This window comes from Rhizobium sp. Leaf341 (assembly GCF_001424325.1).
Lineage (GTDB): Bacteria > Pseudomonadota > Alphaproteobacteria > Rhizobiales > Rhizobiaceae > Ferranicluibacter.
The window spans coordinates 161,824-180,023 of sequence record NZ_LMPE01000011.1; the positions used below are offsets into that span (position 1 = coordinate 161,824).

Here is an 18,200-nt window from a genome sequence, read left to right on the forward strand (position 1 = left end):
GGAGGTCGGCAGGATGCGGGGAAAGGGAGGACGTCAGACAATCCGCGATCTCGCGGCCATTGCCGGGGTAAGCATTTCCACGGCCTCCAAGGCGCTGAACGACACAGGACGGATGGGCGAGGAAACGCGCCAGCGTGTGAAGCGGGTTGCGCGTGAGATTGGTTTTCGGCCGAACGCCCTGGCGCAGGGTTTGCTGTCGAAGCGCAGCTTCACGATCGGTCTGCTGACGAACGATACGTATGGTCGCTTTACCCTGCCGGTCATGGCCGGGGTCTCGGAAGCTCTGGTCGATCGCGGTGTCTCCGTTTTCCTGTGCGCGATCGAGGACGATCCGGCGCTCGGTCAGGTGCATGTGGACGCTATGCTCGACAAGCAGGTGGACGGCATCATCGCGACGGGAAAGCGCGTGGACCGCAGTCTGCCGATTGATCTGACGGATGTGCCGGTTCCCGTGGTTTACGCCTTTACCGAGGGCGGACCGGAGAGTGTCTCGTTCCGCTCGGACGACGCGCACGGCGCAACGCTCGCCGTCGAATGGTTGAAGACAAACGGCCGGCAGCGGATCGTGCACGTGACCGGTCCCGAGGATTTCTTCTCGGTGCGCGAACGCAGCGGCGCGTTTCGGGCGACGGCCGGCGAGGGGGCGTCCGTTTTCTTCGGCGAGTGGTCGGAAACCTGGGGGCGAGATGCTGTCGAACGGATCTGGGCCGCTGCAGGCGAGAAGCCGGACGCGCTCTTCTGCGGCAACGACCAGATTGCCCGCGGCGCCGTCGACGCGCTTCGCGAGCGGGGCATTCGCGTGCCCGAGGATGTCGCGATCGTCGGTTTCGACAATTGGGAGATCGTTGCGGCGCAGATGCGTCCGCCACTGACATCGGTGGATATGGACCTGAAGGAACTCGGGCGCCAGGCGGGCCTGACCATTCTCGCTCTGGCGGAAGGCCTGACGGTGGAGCCGGGCGTGAGGACATTGCCGTGCCGACTGGTGGTTCGGCAATCATGCGGGGCCGGTGGCTCCGGCGAGGCGGGGAGCCTCGGAAACGACGAACAACGGCGCTGAGGAGCGCCATAAGGGAGGAATGACCATGATGAAACAGCTTCTTGCTGCGACGAGCCTGCTCGCGCTGTCCCTAACCCCGAGCTTGGCCGCGGCCGAGACCATCAACATGTGGGTGCGCACCGGCGTCGGCGACGCCTTCAAGAACGTCGTTGCCGCCTACAATGCCGGCCATGAAGACAAGGTCGAATTGACCGAAGTGCCGTTCTCGGAGCTGGTCCAGAAATATGCGACCTCGATCGCCGGCGGGCAAGCTCCCGACGCGTTGTCGATGGACCTGATCTACACACCAGCCTTTGCCGCCGCAGGGCAGCTCGAGGATCTGACCGACTGGGCGAAAAGTCTGCCCTATTTCAACGCGCTCTCGCCCTCGCATGTGCGTCTGGGCACCTATGACGAGAAGATCTACGGGCTGCCTCTGTCGGTCGAGACGTCCGTCTTCGCCTGGAACAAGGACCTTTACCGCAAGGCTGGTCTTGACCCCGAAAAGGCCCCGGCGAACTGGGACGAGATTACCGCGAATGCCGAGAAGATCCGGGCGCTGGGCGATGACACCTACGGCTTCTATTTCTCGGGCGGCGGGTGCGGCGGCTGCATGATCTTCACGTTTACGCCGCTCGTCTGGGGCGCCGGCGCCGATATCCTGTCCGCCGACGGCAAGACGGCGACGCTCGATACGCCGGAGATGCGCAAGGCGGTGGATATCTACCGGAACATGGTCAAGAAGGACCTCGTGCCGGCGGGTGCAGCGAGCGACAACGGCACGAACTTCCTGTCGTTCACCAATGGCAAGATCGGCCAGCAGAGCCTCGGCGCCTTCGCCATCGGGACGCTCGTGACCGAACATCCCACGATCGACTTCGGTGTCACGCTCATTCCCGGCGTCAACGGCTCGCCGTCGTCCTTTGCCGGCGGTGACAATGTGGTGGTGAGCAAGGGGACGACCAAGCTCGAGCCGGTCAAGGCCTTCATCCAGTACATCTATTCCGAAGAAGGCCAGAAGATCATGGCCAAGTATGGCAGCCTTCCGACCCGCGGCGACATCGCCGATCAGGTGCTGAAGGGCCTCGATCCGCGCATGGAAGTGGGCATGAAGGCGATCGCTGTCGCCAAGACACCCTATACCCTGCAGTTCAACGACCTGATCAACAGCGCGAACGGACCCTGGGCGACTTTCCTGAACGCTGCGATCTTCAGCGACGACGTCGACGGTGCGTTCTCTACGGCACAGTCCGAAATGCAGTCGATCATCGACAGCGGCCAGTGATCCTCCCCCTGGACGCCTGCGGGCGGAGGGGGAGATGCGCTCCCTCCGCCCGTTCTCTTCCATGACTGCGCCCGTCAACGATCCGTTGTCGGCCGGTCCGCGAATTGCGAGGTCTGCACATGACTGTTGTCGCCACCCTGTCCCGCCAGCCCGGGCGCCCGAGGTCACGATCGTCGGCCTGGCGTGGCCTGCTCTATATCGCGCCGGCAATGGCGCTGGTCATCCTGTTCTTCGTCGTCCCGGTCATTGTCACCGCCTGGATGAGCCTGCATGCCTGGCCCCTGATGGGTGCCCAGCGCTGGATCGGCATCAGCAATTACGTCCGCATGATCCATGATGCGCGGTTTCTGTCCGCGCTTCGCTTCACCGGGCTCTATACCGTCGTTGCGACCATCGCGATCTTCGCCGTCGCCTTTCCCCTGGCGCTCTTTGTCGAAAAGCAACGGCGTTTCGTCGGCGCCTATCGCACCGTCATCTTCCTGCCCGTTGTCGTCGGACTTGCCACCGCGTCGCTCCTCTGGGTGTGGCTTGCCAATGTGGACAGCGGCTTCATCGGACCGCTCCTGAAAGAACTCGGGCTTGTCGAGCGCAGCCCCAACCTGCTTGCGAGTTTCGACGCCGCCTTTCTGACCATTATCGTCATGGTTGTCTGGAAAATCGCCGGCTTCACCATGATCATCCTCCTGACCGGACTGCAGGCGATCCCGTCCGACATCGTTGAGGCGGCGCGCATCGATGGCGCGAAGCGGTGGCAGCGATTTCGCTATCTCACGCTGCCCCTGATGCGTCGGACGATCGCCTTGGCGCTGATCATCTCGGTGACGGGTTCGATCCTCGCCTTCGACCAGTTCTACATCATGACGGCGGGCGGGCCGCAGAACCGGATGATCTCGGTCGTCTACTACATCTTCAACCAGTCCTTCGTGTCCTTCAACCTCGGCTACGGCGCGTCGCTGTCGATCGTGCTGCTCGCCATTCTCGTTGCCATCAGCATCGTGCAGCTCTGGCTGCTGAAGGTCGGAGACGACAAGGCATGACCATGACGCAAAGTGCTTTCACCCTGGACCCGACCATGACGGACACCCGGCCAACCGATGCCGCGAATGAAGCCGCGAAGGCGGCCCGCGCGCGCCGAAGACGCAACGGCGCGGTCGCCTACCACGTGGCAGGTGCTGCCATCGCGCTCTTCTTTCTTGCGCCCTTCGCGATCGCGTTCCTCGCCTCGTTCCGCAGCGGTCCGGAAAGCATGACTCCGCCGCTGCCGCCTTGGCCGACAACGGCGTTCAGCCTGGACTCCTACCGCTCGCTCGATACGTTCGGTGCGGGCGTCTGGCAGCACACGCTCAATTCGCTGGTCGTATCGCTTGCGACCGTGATCCTGACCGTCGCCATCAGCCTGCTCGCCGGCTACGGCTTCTCGCGCTACCGCTTTCCCTTCAAGAACACGCTGTTCGTGCTGATCATCGCAACGCTGATGATCCCGTTCCAGTCGATCCTGACCCCGCTGTTCATCATCCTTGCCAAGCTCGGGCTCAACAATTCGCTCTTCGGACTGGTGCTGGTCTACGTCACGCTCCAGCTGCCCTTCTCGGTGTTCATGATGCGCAACGCGTTCGACGCCGTGCCGAAGGAAATCGAGGAAGCCGCGCGGATCGATGGGGCACGAGATCTGAAACTGCTCGTGCGGGTGCTGTTGCCGCTCGTCCTGCCGGGGGCCGCAACCGTCGCCATCTTCGCCTTCCTCAATGCCTGGAACGAGTTCCTCGCCGCGTTGGTGCTTCTCTCCAGCAATGACAACTACACGATGCCCGTCCTCATGATGGCGGTGCGTGCGGGCCGGCTCGGCGCCATCAACTGGGGCGCGGTCCAGGCCGGCGTTGTGGTCATGACCATCCCGTGCCTGATCATCTTCCTTCTCCTCCAACGCTACTACATGCGCGGCCTCATGGCCGGCGCCGTGAAATGAGCCTCTTACGAAAGCAAAAGTTATGGACAGCAACATTCACACTGACACTCAGGCCGGCAACGCACGTCGCAGGGATCGCAAGTTCCGGCCGTTGCCCGTCCCGAGCGTGACCCTCGGCGGCCTGTTCGGAGAGCGCCAGGATGCCATCTGCGCGACGACGGCCAAGACGCTGCTCGACCGCTGCGTGGAAGCGGGCATGCTGAAAGCCATCGATGTCAGCCTCCCGAGCCCCGGCGTCGTTCTTCCGATCCAGCCATGGGATGGTTCGACCCAGATGTTCTGGGACAGCGACCTCGGCAAGTCGATCGAGACGGTTGCCTATTCCCTGTTTCGCTCGCCCAACCCGGAACTTGAGGCCCGCGTCGATGCGATCGCCGACCTCTACGAGAAGCTTCAGGATGACGACGGATATGTGAACGCCTGGTTCCAGCGCGTGCAGCCCGGTCGTCGCTGGACGAACCTGCGGGATTTCCACGAACTCTATTGCGCCGGCCATCTGATCGAAGGCGCCGTCGCCTATTACCAGGCGACCGGAAAGCGCAAGCTGCTCGACGTCATGGCGCGTTTTGCGGACTACATGATCACCGTCTTCGGTCATGGCGAGGACCAGATCCCCGGCTATGACGGTCATGAGGAAATCGAACTGGCGCTCGTCCGTCTGGCGCGCGTGACAGGCGAGCAGAAATATCTCGACCTTTCCAAATACTTCATCGACGAGCGGGGCACGGAACCGCACTTCTTCATCGAAGAAGCCAAACGCGACGGCCGCGAGGCCAAGAAGTTCGTCTTCCACAGCTTCGAGTACAACCAGTCGCACCAGCCGGTGCGCGAGCAGACCCGCGTGGTCGGACATGCCGTGCGTGCCATGTACCTCTATTCCGGCATGGCGGACATCGCGACGGAGTATAGCGACGACAGCCTGACCCAGGCGCTGGAAACGCTGTGGAGCGACCTTGTCACCCGACAGATGTATGTGACCGGCGGCATCGGCCCGTCTGCAGCGAACGAAGGGTTCACCGACCCCTACGACATGCCGAACGAGAGCGCCTACAACGAAACCTGCGCTTCCGTCGGCATCGTGTTCTGGGCCGCGCGGATGCTGGGCCGGGGACCTGACCGCCGGTATGCCGACATCATGGAACAGGCGCTGTACAACGGCGCGATGGTGGGGTTGTCCCTGGATGGAACGCGCTTCTTCTACGACAATCCGCTCGAGAGTGCCGGCAAGCATCATCGCTGGACATGGCATCCCTGCCCGTGCTGCCCGCCCAACATCGCGCGGCTGCTCGCGTCGATCGGCTCCTATATGTATGGCGTCTCGGATGACGAGATCGCCGTGCACCTCTATGGCGAGGGCAAGGCGCAGTTCGAGATCGGCGGCGCCGGGGTCACGCTTTCGCAGGAAACCCGCTATCCCTGGAACGGCGCCATCCGGTTCGAAGTGGGTGTTGCCGCCCCATCCCGCTTCGCGCTCTCGCTGCGTATTCCGGCCTGGTGCAAGGGCGCCATGCTTTCGGTCAACGGCACGCCCGTCGATCTCGATCAGGCGATGGTTGACGGCTATGCCCGGATCGAGCGGGAATGGTCCGACAAGGACGAGATTGCGCTCGACCTGCCGCTCGCGCCGCGGCTGTTGCGGGCCAACCCGCTGATCCGCCAGGATGCCGGTCGCGTTGCACTCGTTCGCGGGCCGCTTGTCTATTGCACCGAGGAGACGGACAATGGAAACGGCTTGCAACGGTTGAAGATCACCGGCGAGCCGGCATCGGCCAGCGAACGGACCATGCCCGGCCTGGAACATGCCATAGCCCTCGAGCTTGCCGCCGAACGCGACGAGGTCGACTGGGGCGAAACGCTCTATCGCGAGGCGCCGCCGGAAGCACGAAAGGTGACGGCGCGGTTCGTGCCCTACCATCTCTGGGACAATCGGGAGCCCGGCGAAATGCTGGTGTGGATGCGCGACGGCGCGGGAGAGGCGAAATGAGCGTTGCTCAGGACACCCGCTCGCCGGTTGTTTCGGCGCGACCGACGGGCGGCCCGGAGGGCAGGGAGGGCGCCGCGACAGGCGGCGTCCGTCTGTCGGGGGTGAGAAAGTCCTTCGGCAGTCTCGACATCATCCACGGGATCGACCTGACGATTCCGGAGGGTGCGTTCACCGTCTTCGTCGGTCCGTCCGGCTGCGGCAAATCCACGCTGTTGCGCATGATTGCCGGGCTCGAGGAGGTCACGGATGGAATCATCGCGATCAAGGACCGCGACGTGACGGATCTCGATCCATCGGACCGGGGTATCGCGATGGTTTTCCAGTCCTACGCGCTCTATCCGCATATGAGCGTTCGCGACAACCTCGCCTTCGGCCTGAAGATGGCGAGCACGCCGAAGGAGGAGATCGATCGCCGCGTCGCAGCGGCGTCGGCCATCCTGAAGACCGACCATCTTCTCGACCGCCGCCCCGGACAGCTTTCGGGCGGCCAGCGTCAGCGCGTTGCCATTGGCCGGGCGATCGTTCGCAAACCGGATGTCTTCCTGTTCGATGAGCCGCTCTCCAACCTCGACGCGGAGCTTCGCGTCTCCATGCGCATCGAGATCGCAAGGCTCCACCGCGAGCTTGGCAACACGATGATCTATGTGACGCACGATCAGACGGAAGCGATGACGCTGGCCGACGTGATCGTGGTGCTGCGCGAAGGCCGGATCGAGCAGGTCGGGAGCCCGCGCGAGATCTATGAGAACCCCTCCAACAGCTTTGTCGCCGGCTTCATCGGCTCGCCGCGAATGAACCTTCTGAAGGCCAGGCAGGAGGGACGGAACCTGGGGCTTGCTGACGCAACGCTCGTCGCGCCCTTTGCCGCGGCGGCGCGGGCTTCCGGGGCCGAGGTGACATTCGGCATCCGCCCCGAGCATCTCAGTGTCGGCCATGAAAAGATCGAGGGCCGCTCTCTGGAGGTGGTCGTCGATTTCTCCGAGTATCTGGGCGGAACGCAGTACCTCTACTGCCAGCTCTCGGATGGCCAGGCTATCACGGTCGAATATCGGTCGCCCGTGCCGGTCAAGCCCGGCGACCGCATCATCCTCTCGTGGGCGCCGGACTCGATCCGTCTGTTCGACCCGGGCGGAATGCGGTTACGCGCGGACGAAGCGTGATCGCAAGGATGGATCGGTACGCTTACCGGCGCGGCGGCTGAAAACGTTCCAACCGTTTGACGACCTGGGTTTCGAGGTGGGAGAACTCACCTGCAATGGCTTGGGCCTCCTCGTTCGCCGTTACCGGCAGATGTACGATGCCCTCGAGCTTGTGCAGCAGTCGGCCGGCAAGGTGCCGTTCCTTGGCGCTGAAGACGTCGCCGCCATGGACCAGCAGGCACAGACTGTAGATGCGCCGGAGGGAATGTGGCTCCGACGCGAGGTTGAGCCACTGCGCTCTCGTAATATGCATTGAACCTCCAGGGCGAAGGGAGGGTGACGTATGCAGATCGCAAAGAGTTTCAGTCAGGCGTGCTGTTCCAGGTTCCGAGAGCCGAAAGTTTCGGCCGCAGATGCGGCCGAATGACCAGGCTGTGTCGAAGACGCCTAGTGCGGCATATGGATCGTGCCGTAGATGATGTTGCGGTTCGCACCGAAAAACACGCGCTTCTCGGCACGCTTCCCATCAAGGGACGCGTCGATGATCGACCACATCTCCGACTGCGAGCGCAGCAGCAGCGTCCAGTTCATCATTGTTTCCATGTAGCCGTCGTCGGGGACTTCCGTCGAGAAGTTGGCAAACAGGAACGTGCCGCCCGGTTTCAGCATCGAAAGGCACGTCTGCGTCAGCTTCACCGCCACCTTGTCGGCGAGGTAGTCGTAGAGACCCGCTGCATAGATCAGGTCGAACTGGCCAAGGCTGTAGTCGTTCTTCAGCAGCCCGCGAACGGAGCCGTCCATCGCATCGACCGGCGTTCCCTGAAAATTGCGCATGGTGCGTCCGACACTCAAGGGGTCCTGGTCGAGCGCGACCCAGCGCTTGAGGCGGCGCTCCCGCATGGCGACGGACGCTTCCGCTTCGCGCAAATGCCCAGCCGCCACCGCCAGCACCTCCGTCTCCGGTCCGCGGCTTGCCGCCGTTTCATCGACGGTGCGGGTTAGGAGGTCGCGACGCTCCCGCACCGCGACAGCCGACGGCGCATTGCGCGTGTAGTCATACAGCGTGCGCCCCAGCGGCGAGGCGGCTTCGACATCGGTCGCGATATCCGGATGGCCGTAGATGAAATCGATCAAGCTCGCATCGCCGGAATAGCCACGCGGCTTCTCGAAGGACCAGCGCGTGAACGGATCATTGTGGAAATAGGCCGCCACCGGGTGGTCCTGGACCATGGCGATGAGCTGCGGCCAGACGGCAAGATACTTTTCGCGGCTCTCGTGAAGCGAGCGGATCAGGCGTGCGATGATCTGGGCAGGGCTGCGATCCATCTGGATCTGCTGGGCGGCGACCTGAAGGATAAGGGTCATCTCGTCCCGGGCGATGCGAAGCAGGCGGTCGCTGACGGCGGCTCCCGATGGAAAAACCTGCCTGTTGGCAGCAAGAGGCGTGATCAGGCTCTGTCCGTCAAACGCGTCGATGGGTTTTTTCACACTACGTCCTTTGGTTAGTAGAAAGTTAACAAAACGCGTAAGAGATGACTCAAATTGTCTGGAAATGCATCGATCTTCGACAAAGATGGTTAACGGCCGAAGCGTATCCTTACCGGACGGGGACCGGTGCGGCGGAAATGAAGCGTTAAGCTAATTTTACGAATGTTTTCTGGAGTGTCGGTAAGTCTGATAAAACGCTGGAACGACATGCCCGGAGTCGTCTTAAAGGGTCAGCCTTCGGGATGACCGATGACGACATCGGGCAAGGCAAGGAAACGGTGGAGGGTGCATGATGCACAGGTCGACCGACACCATCGAGTTCGGCATGTCGAAAGATCCGTTGAGACAGCCGAAGGTTGTTCTCCGCGATCTATACCGCCGGCATGCCGAAAGCGCGCACAAGCAGTCGACCCGTCGGGGCCTCTGGGCCGCCGTCTTCGTCTATCTCGTCTTTTCCATCAGCGACATTCTGCTGATCGGCGACGTTGCGTTCTATTCGGTCACCGCCCGCTTCACGATCTCGTTCATCATGCTGTGTGCGCTGGAATTCCAGGTGCGCAGGCCATCCTCGGCGGATGCGATCGACAGCACGGCGGCCATCGCCCTGATCTTTGCCTATGTCGGTTGGCTCGTCCCGAGCATGATGAGCGAGCATTCGGTCGTCATGTCCTATTACATGGTGTTCGGCGCCATCTTCATGATGAGCGTGAACCTGTTCTTCAACTTCCCGTTCCGCATCTCCGTGGTCGCCTCGGGGATCATCGTGATGATCTTCCTGTCCGGTCTCGTCTGGTTCCCGCATGTCGGCTACAGCTACAAGTTCACCTTCGGCCTGTTTTGCATCTCCTGTTTCATCTTCACATCGTATGTGAACTGGAAGCTGAACCAGGAGCGCTACAACGTTTTTCTGAACGCGCTGGAAGCCAAGGCGCAACATCGTCAGGCCGCCGAGCGCGGGGAAGCGCTGCTTCGGCTGTCGCACACCGACCCGCTGACCGGACTGGCCAACCGCCGTGCGATCGACAATCGGTTGCGGGACATCTGGCGCGAATGGCAGCACGTTGGCCGGACCTTTGCCATCATCCTGGTCGATGTCGATTTCTTTAAGCGATACAACGACTATTACGGTCATCTCGAGGGCGACAAATGTCTCGTGATGGTGGCGGAGGCGCTACGCGGACTGGCCGAGCAACATAAGGCGTCGGTCGGCCGGTTCGGGGGCGAAGAGTTCATTCTGCTTGCACATGTCGCGTCCGAGCAGGAGACGGCCGACCTCTGCGAAGCCCTGCGCCGCGCGGTAGAGGATCTCGGGCTCCTGCACGAGCAGCGACGTGACGGGACGTCGAAGGTGACCGTCAGTGTCGGCGCTGCGTTCACTGCGGATCGGACATTGTCGAAAGTCGAAAAGGTCATCCACCAGGCGGACCGCGCGCTCTACAGCGCCAAGGCGTCCGGGCGCAATTGCGTCAAGCTTTTCCACATCAACGATCCGAACAACCGGGACGATGGCGAAAACATTGCCGCCTTGCTGAAGATCGCCGTACCGCAGGGCCTCGTCTCGATGGTCTACCAGCCGTTGCAGGACGTGGCGACGGGCAAGACCTGTGGCTATGAAGCCTTGATGCGTCTGAAAATGTCAGACGGAGCTTTCATCTCGCCGTCCCTGTTCATCCCCGCAGCGGAGCGTTCGGGTGCGATCGTCGGCCTGGGCCAGTGGGCCCTGCGGCGCGTGTGCGAGGAATTGCTCGTTACCAATCTTGCGCCTGTCGCGAGCGTCAATGTGTCACCGCTCCAGTTGAAGACACCTGGATTTGTCGCCTTCGTGGCGAAGACGCTGGACGAGTTCGGGATCACCGGGGATCGCCTGGCATTCGAGATCACCGAAGGGCAGGATATGGAGATCCATTCCAGCCTCCTGCGCTGCATCAGCGACCTGCGCGCGCTCGGCATCAAGATCTGGCTCGACGATTTCGGCACCGGGTTTGCAGGTCTGTCCTGGCTGCGTCTGATCGATTTCGACTGCATCAAGATCGACAAGTCTTTCCTGCACGATTGCGATACCCGGCGTGGCTGCGCCATGCTCGATGACATTCTGCGGCTTGCGCGCAATCGCGGGGCAACGATCCTTGTCGAGGGGGTCGAGACCGAAGAGCATTTCGATCTCATGCACCGGCTGAAGATCGACCTCATGCAGGGCTATTATGTCGGCCGCCCGGCACCGGCTACGAGCCTTCGTCCGATCAGGCCGGCGCGCAAGCTGGCCGTCGTTTCGGGCTAGGTCGCGCGGTCCGGCGCGACCGGTGTCTCTGTCTCCATCTCTGTCGCCAAGATGAGGTGCACCACGCCTCAGAGCGCGTTCGACAGCGCTCCAACGCGCTCTCGAGGCCGGGACATGCCGCCTCTCCGCGCATGTCATCCGCCGGCCATTTCCCCTCGGAACCAACCACCCTCCGGCTGATTGTTCTGTCTGAGAAATGTGCTTCCCGCGGATCGGAACACATCGTGTTGAGGCCCGGTCGTGGGCCAAGGAGTAGGTGTTGCGCGTCACGGATTACACAGAAACCGCCATTCCCGTTTCACCCGATATCTCGCGCCTCTTGCCAAAGCCCCCGGCATCCCTGATCGCGGTCAAGCTGATGGAGCAGATTGAGGCCCTGCAGGGGCCGCTTGCCTATATCGCCCGAAGCGAAACGGCGGCTTCCAGTATCGTCGAGGCCGTCCGGAGCCTTGATCCGGATTTCGATGTTGTCTTCCTGCCGCCATGGGACTGCCTCCCCTACGATCGCATCTCCCCATCGCGCCAGTGCATGGGGAGGCGGATGGACGCGATGCGGGTCTGGTGCCAGTTCTCCCGGCCCGCACTTTTCGTCACGTCGCTTGATGCCGCGCTCCAGAAGATCCCGCCGCTGAACGTCGTGACGTCCAGCTTCTTCGAACTGACGACCGGGGCGCGGTTCCCGCTGGACGCTTTCCGAAATTTTGTCGAGACGACCGGCTATGTCGAGGACAGCCTCGTCGATGAGCCCGGCGAGGTGGCCTTTCGGGCCGACGTCATCGACATCTTTCCAGCCGGGCAGTCGCTCCCGATGCGGATCCACCTCGATGGCGAGGACGGCATTGCCGAGCTGCGAACCTACGATCCGCTGACCCAGCGCACCGTCGTGACACGGGAAAGCATGGTCTTCGGCCCGGCGAGCGAGGCGATCCCGTCCGGCAAGACGACGGGGATCGAGGGCACCTCGTCCTTTTCCGTGACGGAGCGTGGGCTGTTCCAGCTCTATGGCGAGCTGCAGACTGTGTTTGATCTGCTGGACGGCGTGCCGGCGATCCTTGCACCCGATCTCGATGCCCGCCTTGAAACCTATCTCGAGATCATCCGCGATGCACGGCAGGCAGAGGAGGATCTGCGCGGCCAGCGGCGCGCGACCGAGGCTTCCCTCTATCTGGACGCGGTGGAATGGGTCGATCTTCTCCGGGCGCAGCCGTCAACTGATCTGTCCTTTGCGGCCGACGACGTCCTGCCCGCCTTTCTGTCGGAGCCCAATCCGCGGCGGTCCGTTCTCACCTTTCTCACCGACATGCGCTCTTCCCACACGATCGTCCTCGCGGGCACGGGAAAACGCTTCGACGGATTTTGTCGGCGCGTCGAGCGTGCGCTCGGTTCGGATCTCGGCGGGATCGCGTCTTGGCGCGACGTCGTCGTGACCAAGCCGGGTGCCGTCTTGAAGCTGGAAACGGTGCTCGACCAAGGGTTTCTCGACGCGTCGGCGAAACGTATCGTCATCGCTGCCGCTGACATCCTCGGTCAAACCGCAGACTCCATGATGACGCGCGGGCTGGAAGAGCCGGACCTCACGCTCGGCGATGTCGTCGTGCATGAAGATCACGGCATCGGCATCCTCGAAAGTCTGGAAACGGTGGAGATCGACGGCGAGCAGCGCGATGCGGCACGGCTCGCCTATCACAACGGCGCTTCGCTTCTCGTGCCGATGGAAGAGTTCGGCAAGCTCTGGCGTTACGGTTCGACGCCGGAAGTGGTCAAGCTCGACCGGCTGCACACGGACGCCTGGGCAAAGAAGCGGGCCGCGATCGCAAGGGATGTGCGCACGGCGGCGAAACAGTTGAAGACCCTTGCGCGCGACCATCAGGCAAAGGTTGGAGCCATACTCGTGCCCCCGCCCGGAGCCTATGGAAAGCTGTGCGCCGCCTTCCCTTATTCGCTCACTGGTGACCAGGCGGCCGCGGTCGATGCCGTTCTGGCCGACTTGGCGTCGGGATCGGTAATGAACCGGCTGATCTGCGGCGATGTCGGCTTTGGCAAGACTGAAATTGCCCTTCGTGCCGCCGCCGCAGCGGCTCTTTCGGGCCATCAGGTGGTCCTGGTTGCACCGACCACGGTGCTCGCCCGTCAGCACTTCGGTGCATTCCAGCGGCGTTTCGCCGGATCGGGCCTGAAGATCGCCATGCTCTCGCGCGTTGTCGACGCCAAGGAGGCAAAGGCGGCGAAGGCCGGGCTGGCGGCTGGGGAGATCGACATCGTCGTTGCGACCCATGCGGTGCTGGCCAGCGACGTCGCCTTCGCGCGCCTCGGTCTGCTGATCGTCGACGAGGAGCATCGCTTCGGAACGCGCGACAAGCAGGCGCTGAAGACGCTCGCGCCGCAGCTCCATACACTGACGATGTCGGCAACGCCGATCCCCCGAACCCTGCAGGCAGCGCTGGTCGGCCTTCAGGAGGTGAGCCTGCTGACGACACCACCCATGCGGCGGCGTCCGGTAAGAACCGTTCTTGCGCCCGCCGATCGCGCGACGATGCGCGTCGCCCTGATGCGTGAGCACCGACGTGGCGGACAGAGCTTCGTCGTGGCACCGCAGATCGAGGATCTCGAGGGTCTGCAGGAGATGCTGGCGGATATCGTGCCCGAACTCAGCCTTCGCGTTGCCCATGGCAAACGTCCGGCAGCCGAGATGGACGAGATCATGGTGGCGTTCGCCGAAGGCGACGGGGACGTGCTGTTGTCCACCAACATCATCGAAAGCGGGCTGGACGTGCCCAACGCCAACACGATCTTCGTCTGGCGGGCAGACCGGTTCGGGCTCGCCCAGTTGCACCAGCTGCGCGGCCGGGTCGGGCGCGGCAAGATCCAGGGCGCCGCCTATCTGCTGACCGTGCCGGAGCAGGAGGTGACCGAGGAAACCCGGCGACGTCTCGCCACCCTGGTTGAAAACGACCGGCTCGGCTCGGGTCTGGCGATCAGCTTCGGGGATCTCGATCAGCGCGGAGGCGGCGATATTGCCGGCGAGGACCAGGCGGGGCACATGCGCGCGATCGGTGTCAGCCTCTACCAGATGCTTCTGGCTTGGGCCGTCGGGGGCAGCAAGGCGAGGGGACATCGCGATCTCGCTCTCAATCTCGGACTATCCGGCTCGATCCCCGAGACCTCTGTTTCGGACGCGACTGTTCGTCTCAACCTGCACGCCAAACTCGCTCGTGCCGCGACGATCGCGGAAATCGACGATCTTGCGGACGAGTATGAGGATCGCTTTGGCGACGTGCCCGCAGAGGTCACGCTTCTCCTGCGTCTTGCTCGGCTGAAGCGCAGGGCGGGCCGTCTCGGTATCACCAGGATCGATGCCGGCCCCCGCGCGATCGCGCTTGCGTTCGGAAAGCCGCCGTCAAAGAAGCTCGTTGCCGCATTGTCCAAGCGCCAGACGCCATCTTTGCGCGAGGACAGACTAATTTTCGAATGCCCGACGGAAACCGCCCTAGAGCGGCTGAAGATCTGCGAGACCCTCCTTGCCAAGGTCGTCGCCGTGCGATCCTCCAAGCGTGCCGGCAAGGCGAAGACGGCCTGACGCACCGTCCGCCCGGTCCGTAACAGTCCGGGCGGCGGGTCCTACCGATAGGGTGTCGGTAGACATGGCAGCAGCCTCGCCATCTGATCGGGCCCGGCTCCAGCTTAGCTTGTATCACGCCAAACGCGTGCGACCGCCTCCCGGCAGGCGATCGCTGGATTGTCCGCAGTTTCCTCCACAGTTTCCGCGGTCAGATCGGCCAGAACAGGAGAAGCATGGGCACGCTGACGAGGACGACGATGATCGACAGGGGAAGGCCAAGCCGGGCATAGTCGCCGAACCGATATCCACCCGGCCCCATCACCAGCGTGTTGCACTGATGGCCGATCGGGGTGAGAAAATCGCAGCCCGCACCGATCGCCACGGCCATCAGGAAGGCGTCCGGCTGGAAGCCGAGCTTACTGGCGAAGGTCGCCGCGATGGGTGCCATCACGAGAACGGTCGCTGCATTGTTCAGAAACGGCGTGACGGCCATGGCTGCGACAAGGATCAGGGCGAGCGCGCCGTAAGGCGGTAGCAGTTCGGCGGTCCGGGACAGGACGTCGGCGATCACATCCGTTGTCCCCGTGGTCTTCAACGCGTCGCTGATCGGAATGAGCGCGGCCAGCATGATCAGGATCGGCGCATCCAGATGCGTATAAACATCGCGCAGGGGCAGGGACCGTGTCGCCACCATGAGGAAGGCCGCAGCGAAGAAGGCCGTGGCCACAGGAACACCGCCGAACGCCGTCGCCGCCATCGTCGCTGCCAGAATGAGAACGGGGATCAGGCCGTTGCGCACGCTGCCGAGGCGCATGTTGCGCTGCACGAGCGGCAGGCAGCCCCATTCCCGGAGGAGGTCCGGCAGTTTCTGCAGGTCGCCCTGGAGAACGATGACATCGCCGTTGCGGATCTTGATCTCACCGAGGCGTTCCGTGATCCTCTTGTCCCGGCGGCTGACGGCAAGCAGGTTCAGCCCCGTACTCTCGAACAGGGACAGATCCTTTGCGCTCAGGCCGATCAGCCGCGAGTGCTCACCGACGATGGCCTCGACGGCGCTGACCTCGGTCTGCGTGTCTTCGACGGTCTTGCGATCGGAGAGTTGCAGCTTCGCCTCGCTGACGATGCGATCGAGCGCGCTCTGCTCTCCCTCGATGATCAGGAGGTCGCCCTCGCGCACGACCGAGTCTGGCAGGGGGGTTCTCTTTTGCCCGGCGGTGTTGATGATTGCGGTGATCATCGCATCGCCGCCGGCGGGTTTCTGAAGCCGGCTGACCGACATGCCGATCGCGGAGGAGGGGGAAACGGCCCTGGCTTCCGTCGTGTAATTGCTGATCTTCAGCGCCTCGTCCATCGTGGCTTCCTCGCGGCGACGCTCCGGAAGCAGCTTGTAGGACACGGCCAGGAACACGGTTCCGGCGACCGCCAAGGACAAGCCGACGGGGGTGTAGTCGAACATCGTGAAAGGCTGCCCGGTAATCTCCTCGCGCACGCGGGACACGATGATGTTCGGCGACGTGCCGATCTGCGTCATCAACCCGCCGAGCAGCGAGGCGAAGGACATCGGCATGAGGAACATGGAGGGCGAAACGCTGGAGGCGCGCGCCATCTGAACGGCCACCGGTATCATGATGGCGAGGGCGCCGATGTTCTTGATGAAGGCCGAGAGAACCGCGACGATAACGACGAGCATGATGAGCTGCGCCCGTGGGCCGCGCCGTTCGGGGGAGAACCGGCGCAATGCCATGTCCATGACCCCGGACCGGGAAATGGCGGCGCTGACGATGAGCGCGCTGGCAACGATGATGACGATATCGTCGGCAAATCCCGTGAAGGCGGATTTCGGCGGAACGATGCCGACGACGATCGCGACCAGCAGGGCACCGACGGCGACCAGATCGTAGCGGTAACGACCCCATAGAAACGCGCCCATCATCAGGATGATGACGAGAAGAGAAAGCCATTGATTTGTCTGCATGTTGGTACCCCGGTGATGTCAGCTAACGTTCTGCGGGGCGATATGATGCATGCGGCCAAAGTTTATTCCAAAAGCGCCGGGGAGGACGTGAACCGGCAGGCTGGCTGACCGGCGAGCGCGCGCCCGCCGGTCGTTTTTAAGGGTCGATCATGGACGCCGAAGTTACTGCGATGCCATCACGCCGGCGACGTGGTCGCGGATCATCGGCAGGGCTGCGTCGGCCGTCAGCTTGCCGCGCTGCAATTGGTCGAGGATGGGCGCGACCCCCTTCCAGACGCCATCGGCCGTGTTGTTGGGATAGGCAAACCAGGGTCGTGCGGCAGGCGTCGAGGCGAACACCGTTTGGAAGTTCGGATGGTCTGCGTAGAAGCCCTGCAGCGCACTGGCGCTCTGCACGTTGACCGGCATGTAGCCGCTCGCTTTGGAAACTTCGGCCTGCACCGCGACGCTGGTCATGTATTTGATGAATTCCCAAGCCGCAGCGCGCTTGGCAGGATCGTTCGCCAGCACCATCAACGCGTTGCCGCCGGCCGGCAGCCCGCCTTTCTCAGCGTCGATCAGCGGGAAGCGGACGGTGCGCATGGTGAAACGGTCGCCGATCGCCGTCTCGTAGGCGACCAGATCCGAAGGGGATTCCACCACAATGCCGATCTTTCCGGCGAAGAACTGCTGCTGGGCCGGCTTCGGATCGGCATAGACCGACATGCCGGTCTTGACCGCGATGTCCTGCGTGACGCGGAGCGCTTCCAGTCCGGCCTTGTTGTCATAGCCGATACCGGTGCTCTCGTCGTTGAGCATCCTGTCGCCGGCGCTCATCACCATCATCTGCCAGTACCAGTCATCGCTCAGTCCGCCGACCGAAAAGCCGATGCCCTGGACGCCATCGCCAAACTTGCTGATCTTCGCCGCAAGATCGATGACGCCGTCCCAGGTGCTCGGGAAATGGTCGATCGTGCCGCCAGCCTTTTCCACCAGTTCCTTGTTCACGTAGAGCAGCGGCAGCGACGCCGTGAACGGCATGGCATATTGCTCGCCGCCGACCTTTGCGAGATCAAGAATGGCCGGAGGATAGTTGGCTGCGGTCCAGGCCTTGCCCTCTTTCGCAAACAGCGGATCGAGCGATTGCGCATTGCCGCGATCCTTCATCACGTCGGCGATCGATGCGAGCGACGCGTAGGACGCTAGATAGACGTCGGGCGCCGTGCCGGTCATCATGCCGCGGATGACGGTCTGGTCGCCTGCGCTGTAGCTGGCCGCCGGCGCGAGATCATGAATGACGATGTCGGGATGCGCTTTCCTGAACCCCTCGATGAGGGACGGCAGGAATGGGAGCTGGCTGTGATAGAAGTCCAGCGTGACGGAGTCCGCGGCAAGGGCCGGCGCGGTAACGCCCAGAGCCAGGGCCGCGGCTGTGAGGATGGCTTTCACTGTCATCGGTGGTTCCTTTGGATGAGTAGGGGTTGACGGTCGTCCCTGTCCGGCGCCTG

12 protein-coding genes are annotated in these 18,200 nt (G+C 63.0%); 8 read left to right on the forward strand and 4 right to left on the reverse strand.

The features are described 5' to 3' along the window. Positions 1-13 precede the first annotated feature (13 nt). From ASG03_RS11935 to ASG03_RS11960, 6 genes are all read left to right on the forward strand, one after another. Entirely contained in the window at positions 14-1,060 is a 1,047-nt protein-coding gene (locus tag ASG03_RS11935) for a LacI family DNA-binding transcriptional regulator (RefSeq protein ID WP_062478509.1), read from the forward strand. 25 nt (positions 1,061-1,085) lie between these two features. Then, on the forward strand, positions 1,086-2,324 hold the full coding sequence (locus ASG03_RS11940; RefSeq protein ID WP_062693859.1) for an ABC transporter substrate-binding protein: 1,239 nt from the start codon (positions 1,086-1,088) through the stop codon (positions 2,322-2,324). 119 nt (positions 2,325-2,443) lie between these two features. After that, the gene (locus ASG03_RS11945) at positions 2,444-3,361 is read left to right on the forward strand and encodes a carbohydrate ABC transporter permease (RefSeq protein ID WP_062478512.1); all 918 of its coding nucleotides are present in this window, start codon (positions 2,444-2,446) and stop codon (positions 3,359-3,361) included. Between the two features lie 35 nt (positions 3,362-3,396). Next, positions 3,397-4,290 (forward strand): carbohydrate ABC transporter permease, encoded by an 894-nt coding sequence (locus tag ASG03_RS11950; protein WP_062478897.1) that lies wholly within the window; start codon positions 3,397-3,399, stop codon positions 4,288-4,290. A gap of 22 nt (positions 4,291-4,312) precedes the next feature. After that, complete coding sequence (locus tag ASG03_RS11955; protein WP_062693719.1) at positions 4,313-6,274, forward strand: glycoside hydrolase family 127 protein; 1,962 nt, start codon at positions 4,313-4,315, stop codon at positions 6,272-6,274. Further along, entirely contained in the window at positions 6,271-7,434 is a 1,164-nt protein-coding gene (locus ASG03_RS11960) for an ABC transporter ATP-binding protein (protein ID WP_082475718.1), read from the forward strand. Before ASG03_RS11955 ends, ASG03_RS11960 begins: the two co-directional genes overlap by 4 nt. Before the next feature lie 22 nt (positions 7,435-7,456). Here ASG03_RS11960 and ASG03_RS11965 read toward each other — a convergent pair whose 3' ends face one another. After that, a complete protein-coding gene (locus ASG03_RS11965) occupies positions 7,457-7,726 on the reverse strand; it encodes a hypothetical protein (protein WP_062478518.1) in 270 nt (89 codons plus the stop codon). A gap of 134 nt (positions 7,727-7,860) precedes the next feature. Beyond that, positions 7,861-8,901, reverse strand: a complete 1,041-nt coding sequence (locus ASG03_RS11970) for a class I SAM-dependent methyltransferase (protein WP_062478521.1) — start codon at positions 8,899-8,901, stop codon at positions 7,861-7,863. A 289-nt stretch (positions 8,902-9,190) separates the two neighbouring features. Here ASG03_RS11970 and ASG03_RS11975 point away from each other — a divergent pair, with 289 nt between their 5' ends. Together ASG03_RS11975 and ASG03_RS11980 are read left to right on the forward strand one after the other, a co-directional pair. Next, on the forward strand, positions 9,191-11,179 hold the full coding sequence (locus tag ASG03_RS11975) for a putative bifunctional diguanylate cyclase/phosphodiesterase (RefSeq protein ID WP_062693720.1): 1,989 nt from the start codon (positions 9,191-9,193) through the stop codon (positions 11,177-11,179). A gap of 259 nt (positions 11,180-11,438) precedes the next feature. Continuing rightward, positions 11,439-14,756 (forward strand): DEAD/DEAH box helicase, encoded by a 3,318-nt coding sequence (locus tag ASG03_RS11980; RefSeq protein WP_156381818.1) that lies wholly within the window; start codon positions 11,439-11,441, stop codon positions 14,754-14,756. A 190-nt stretch (positions 14,757-14,946) separates the two neighbouring features. Here the strand turns inward: ASG03_RS11980 and ASG03_RS11985 are convergent, their stop codons facing one another. Together ASG03_RS11985 and ASG03_RS11990 are read right to left on the reverse strand one after the other, a co-directional pair. Further along, positions 14,947-16,713: an SLC13 family permease gene (locus ASG03_RS11985; RefSeq protein ID WP_062478533.1), complete on the reverse strand. Its 1,767-nt coding sequence runs from the start codon at positions 16,711-16,713 to the stop codon at positions 14,947-14,949. Between the two features lie 162 nt (positions 16,714-16,875). Next, the gene (locus ASG03_RS11990) at positions 16,876-18,147 is read right to left on the reverse strand and encodes an ABC transporter substrate-binding protein (protein WP_244475235.1); all 1,272 of its coding nucleotides are present in this window, start codon (positions 18,145-18,147) and stop codon (positions 16,876-16,878) included. Between the last annotated feature and the right edge of the window lie 53 nt (positions 18,148-18,200).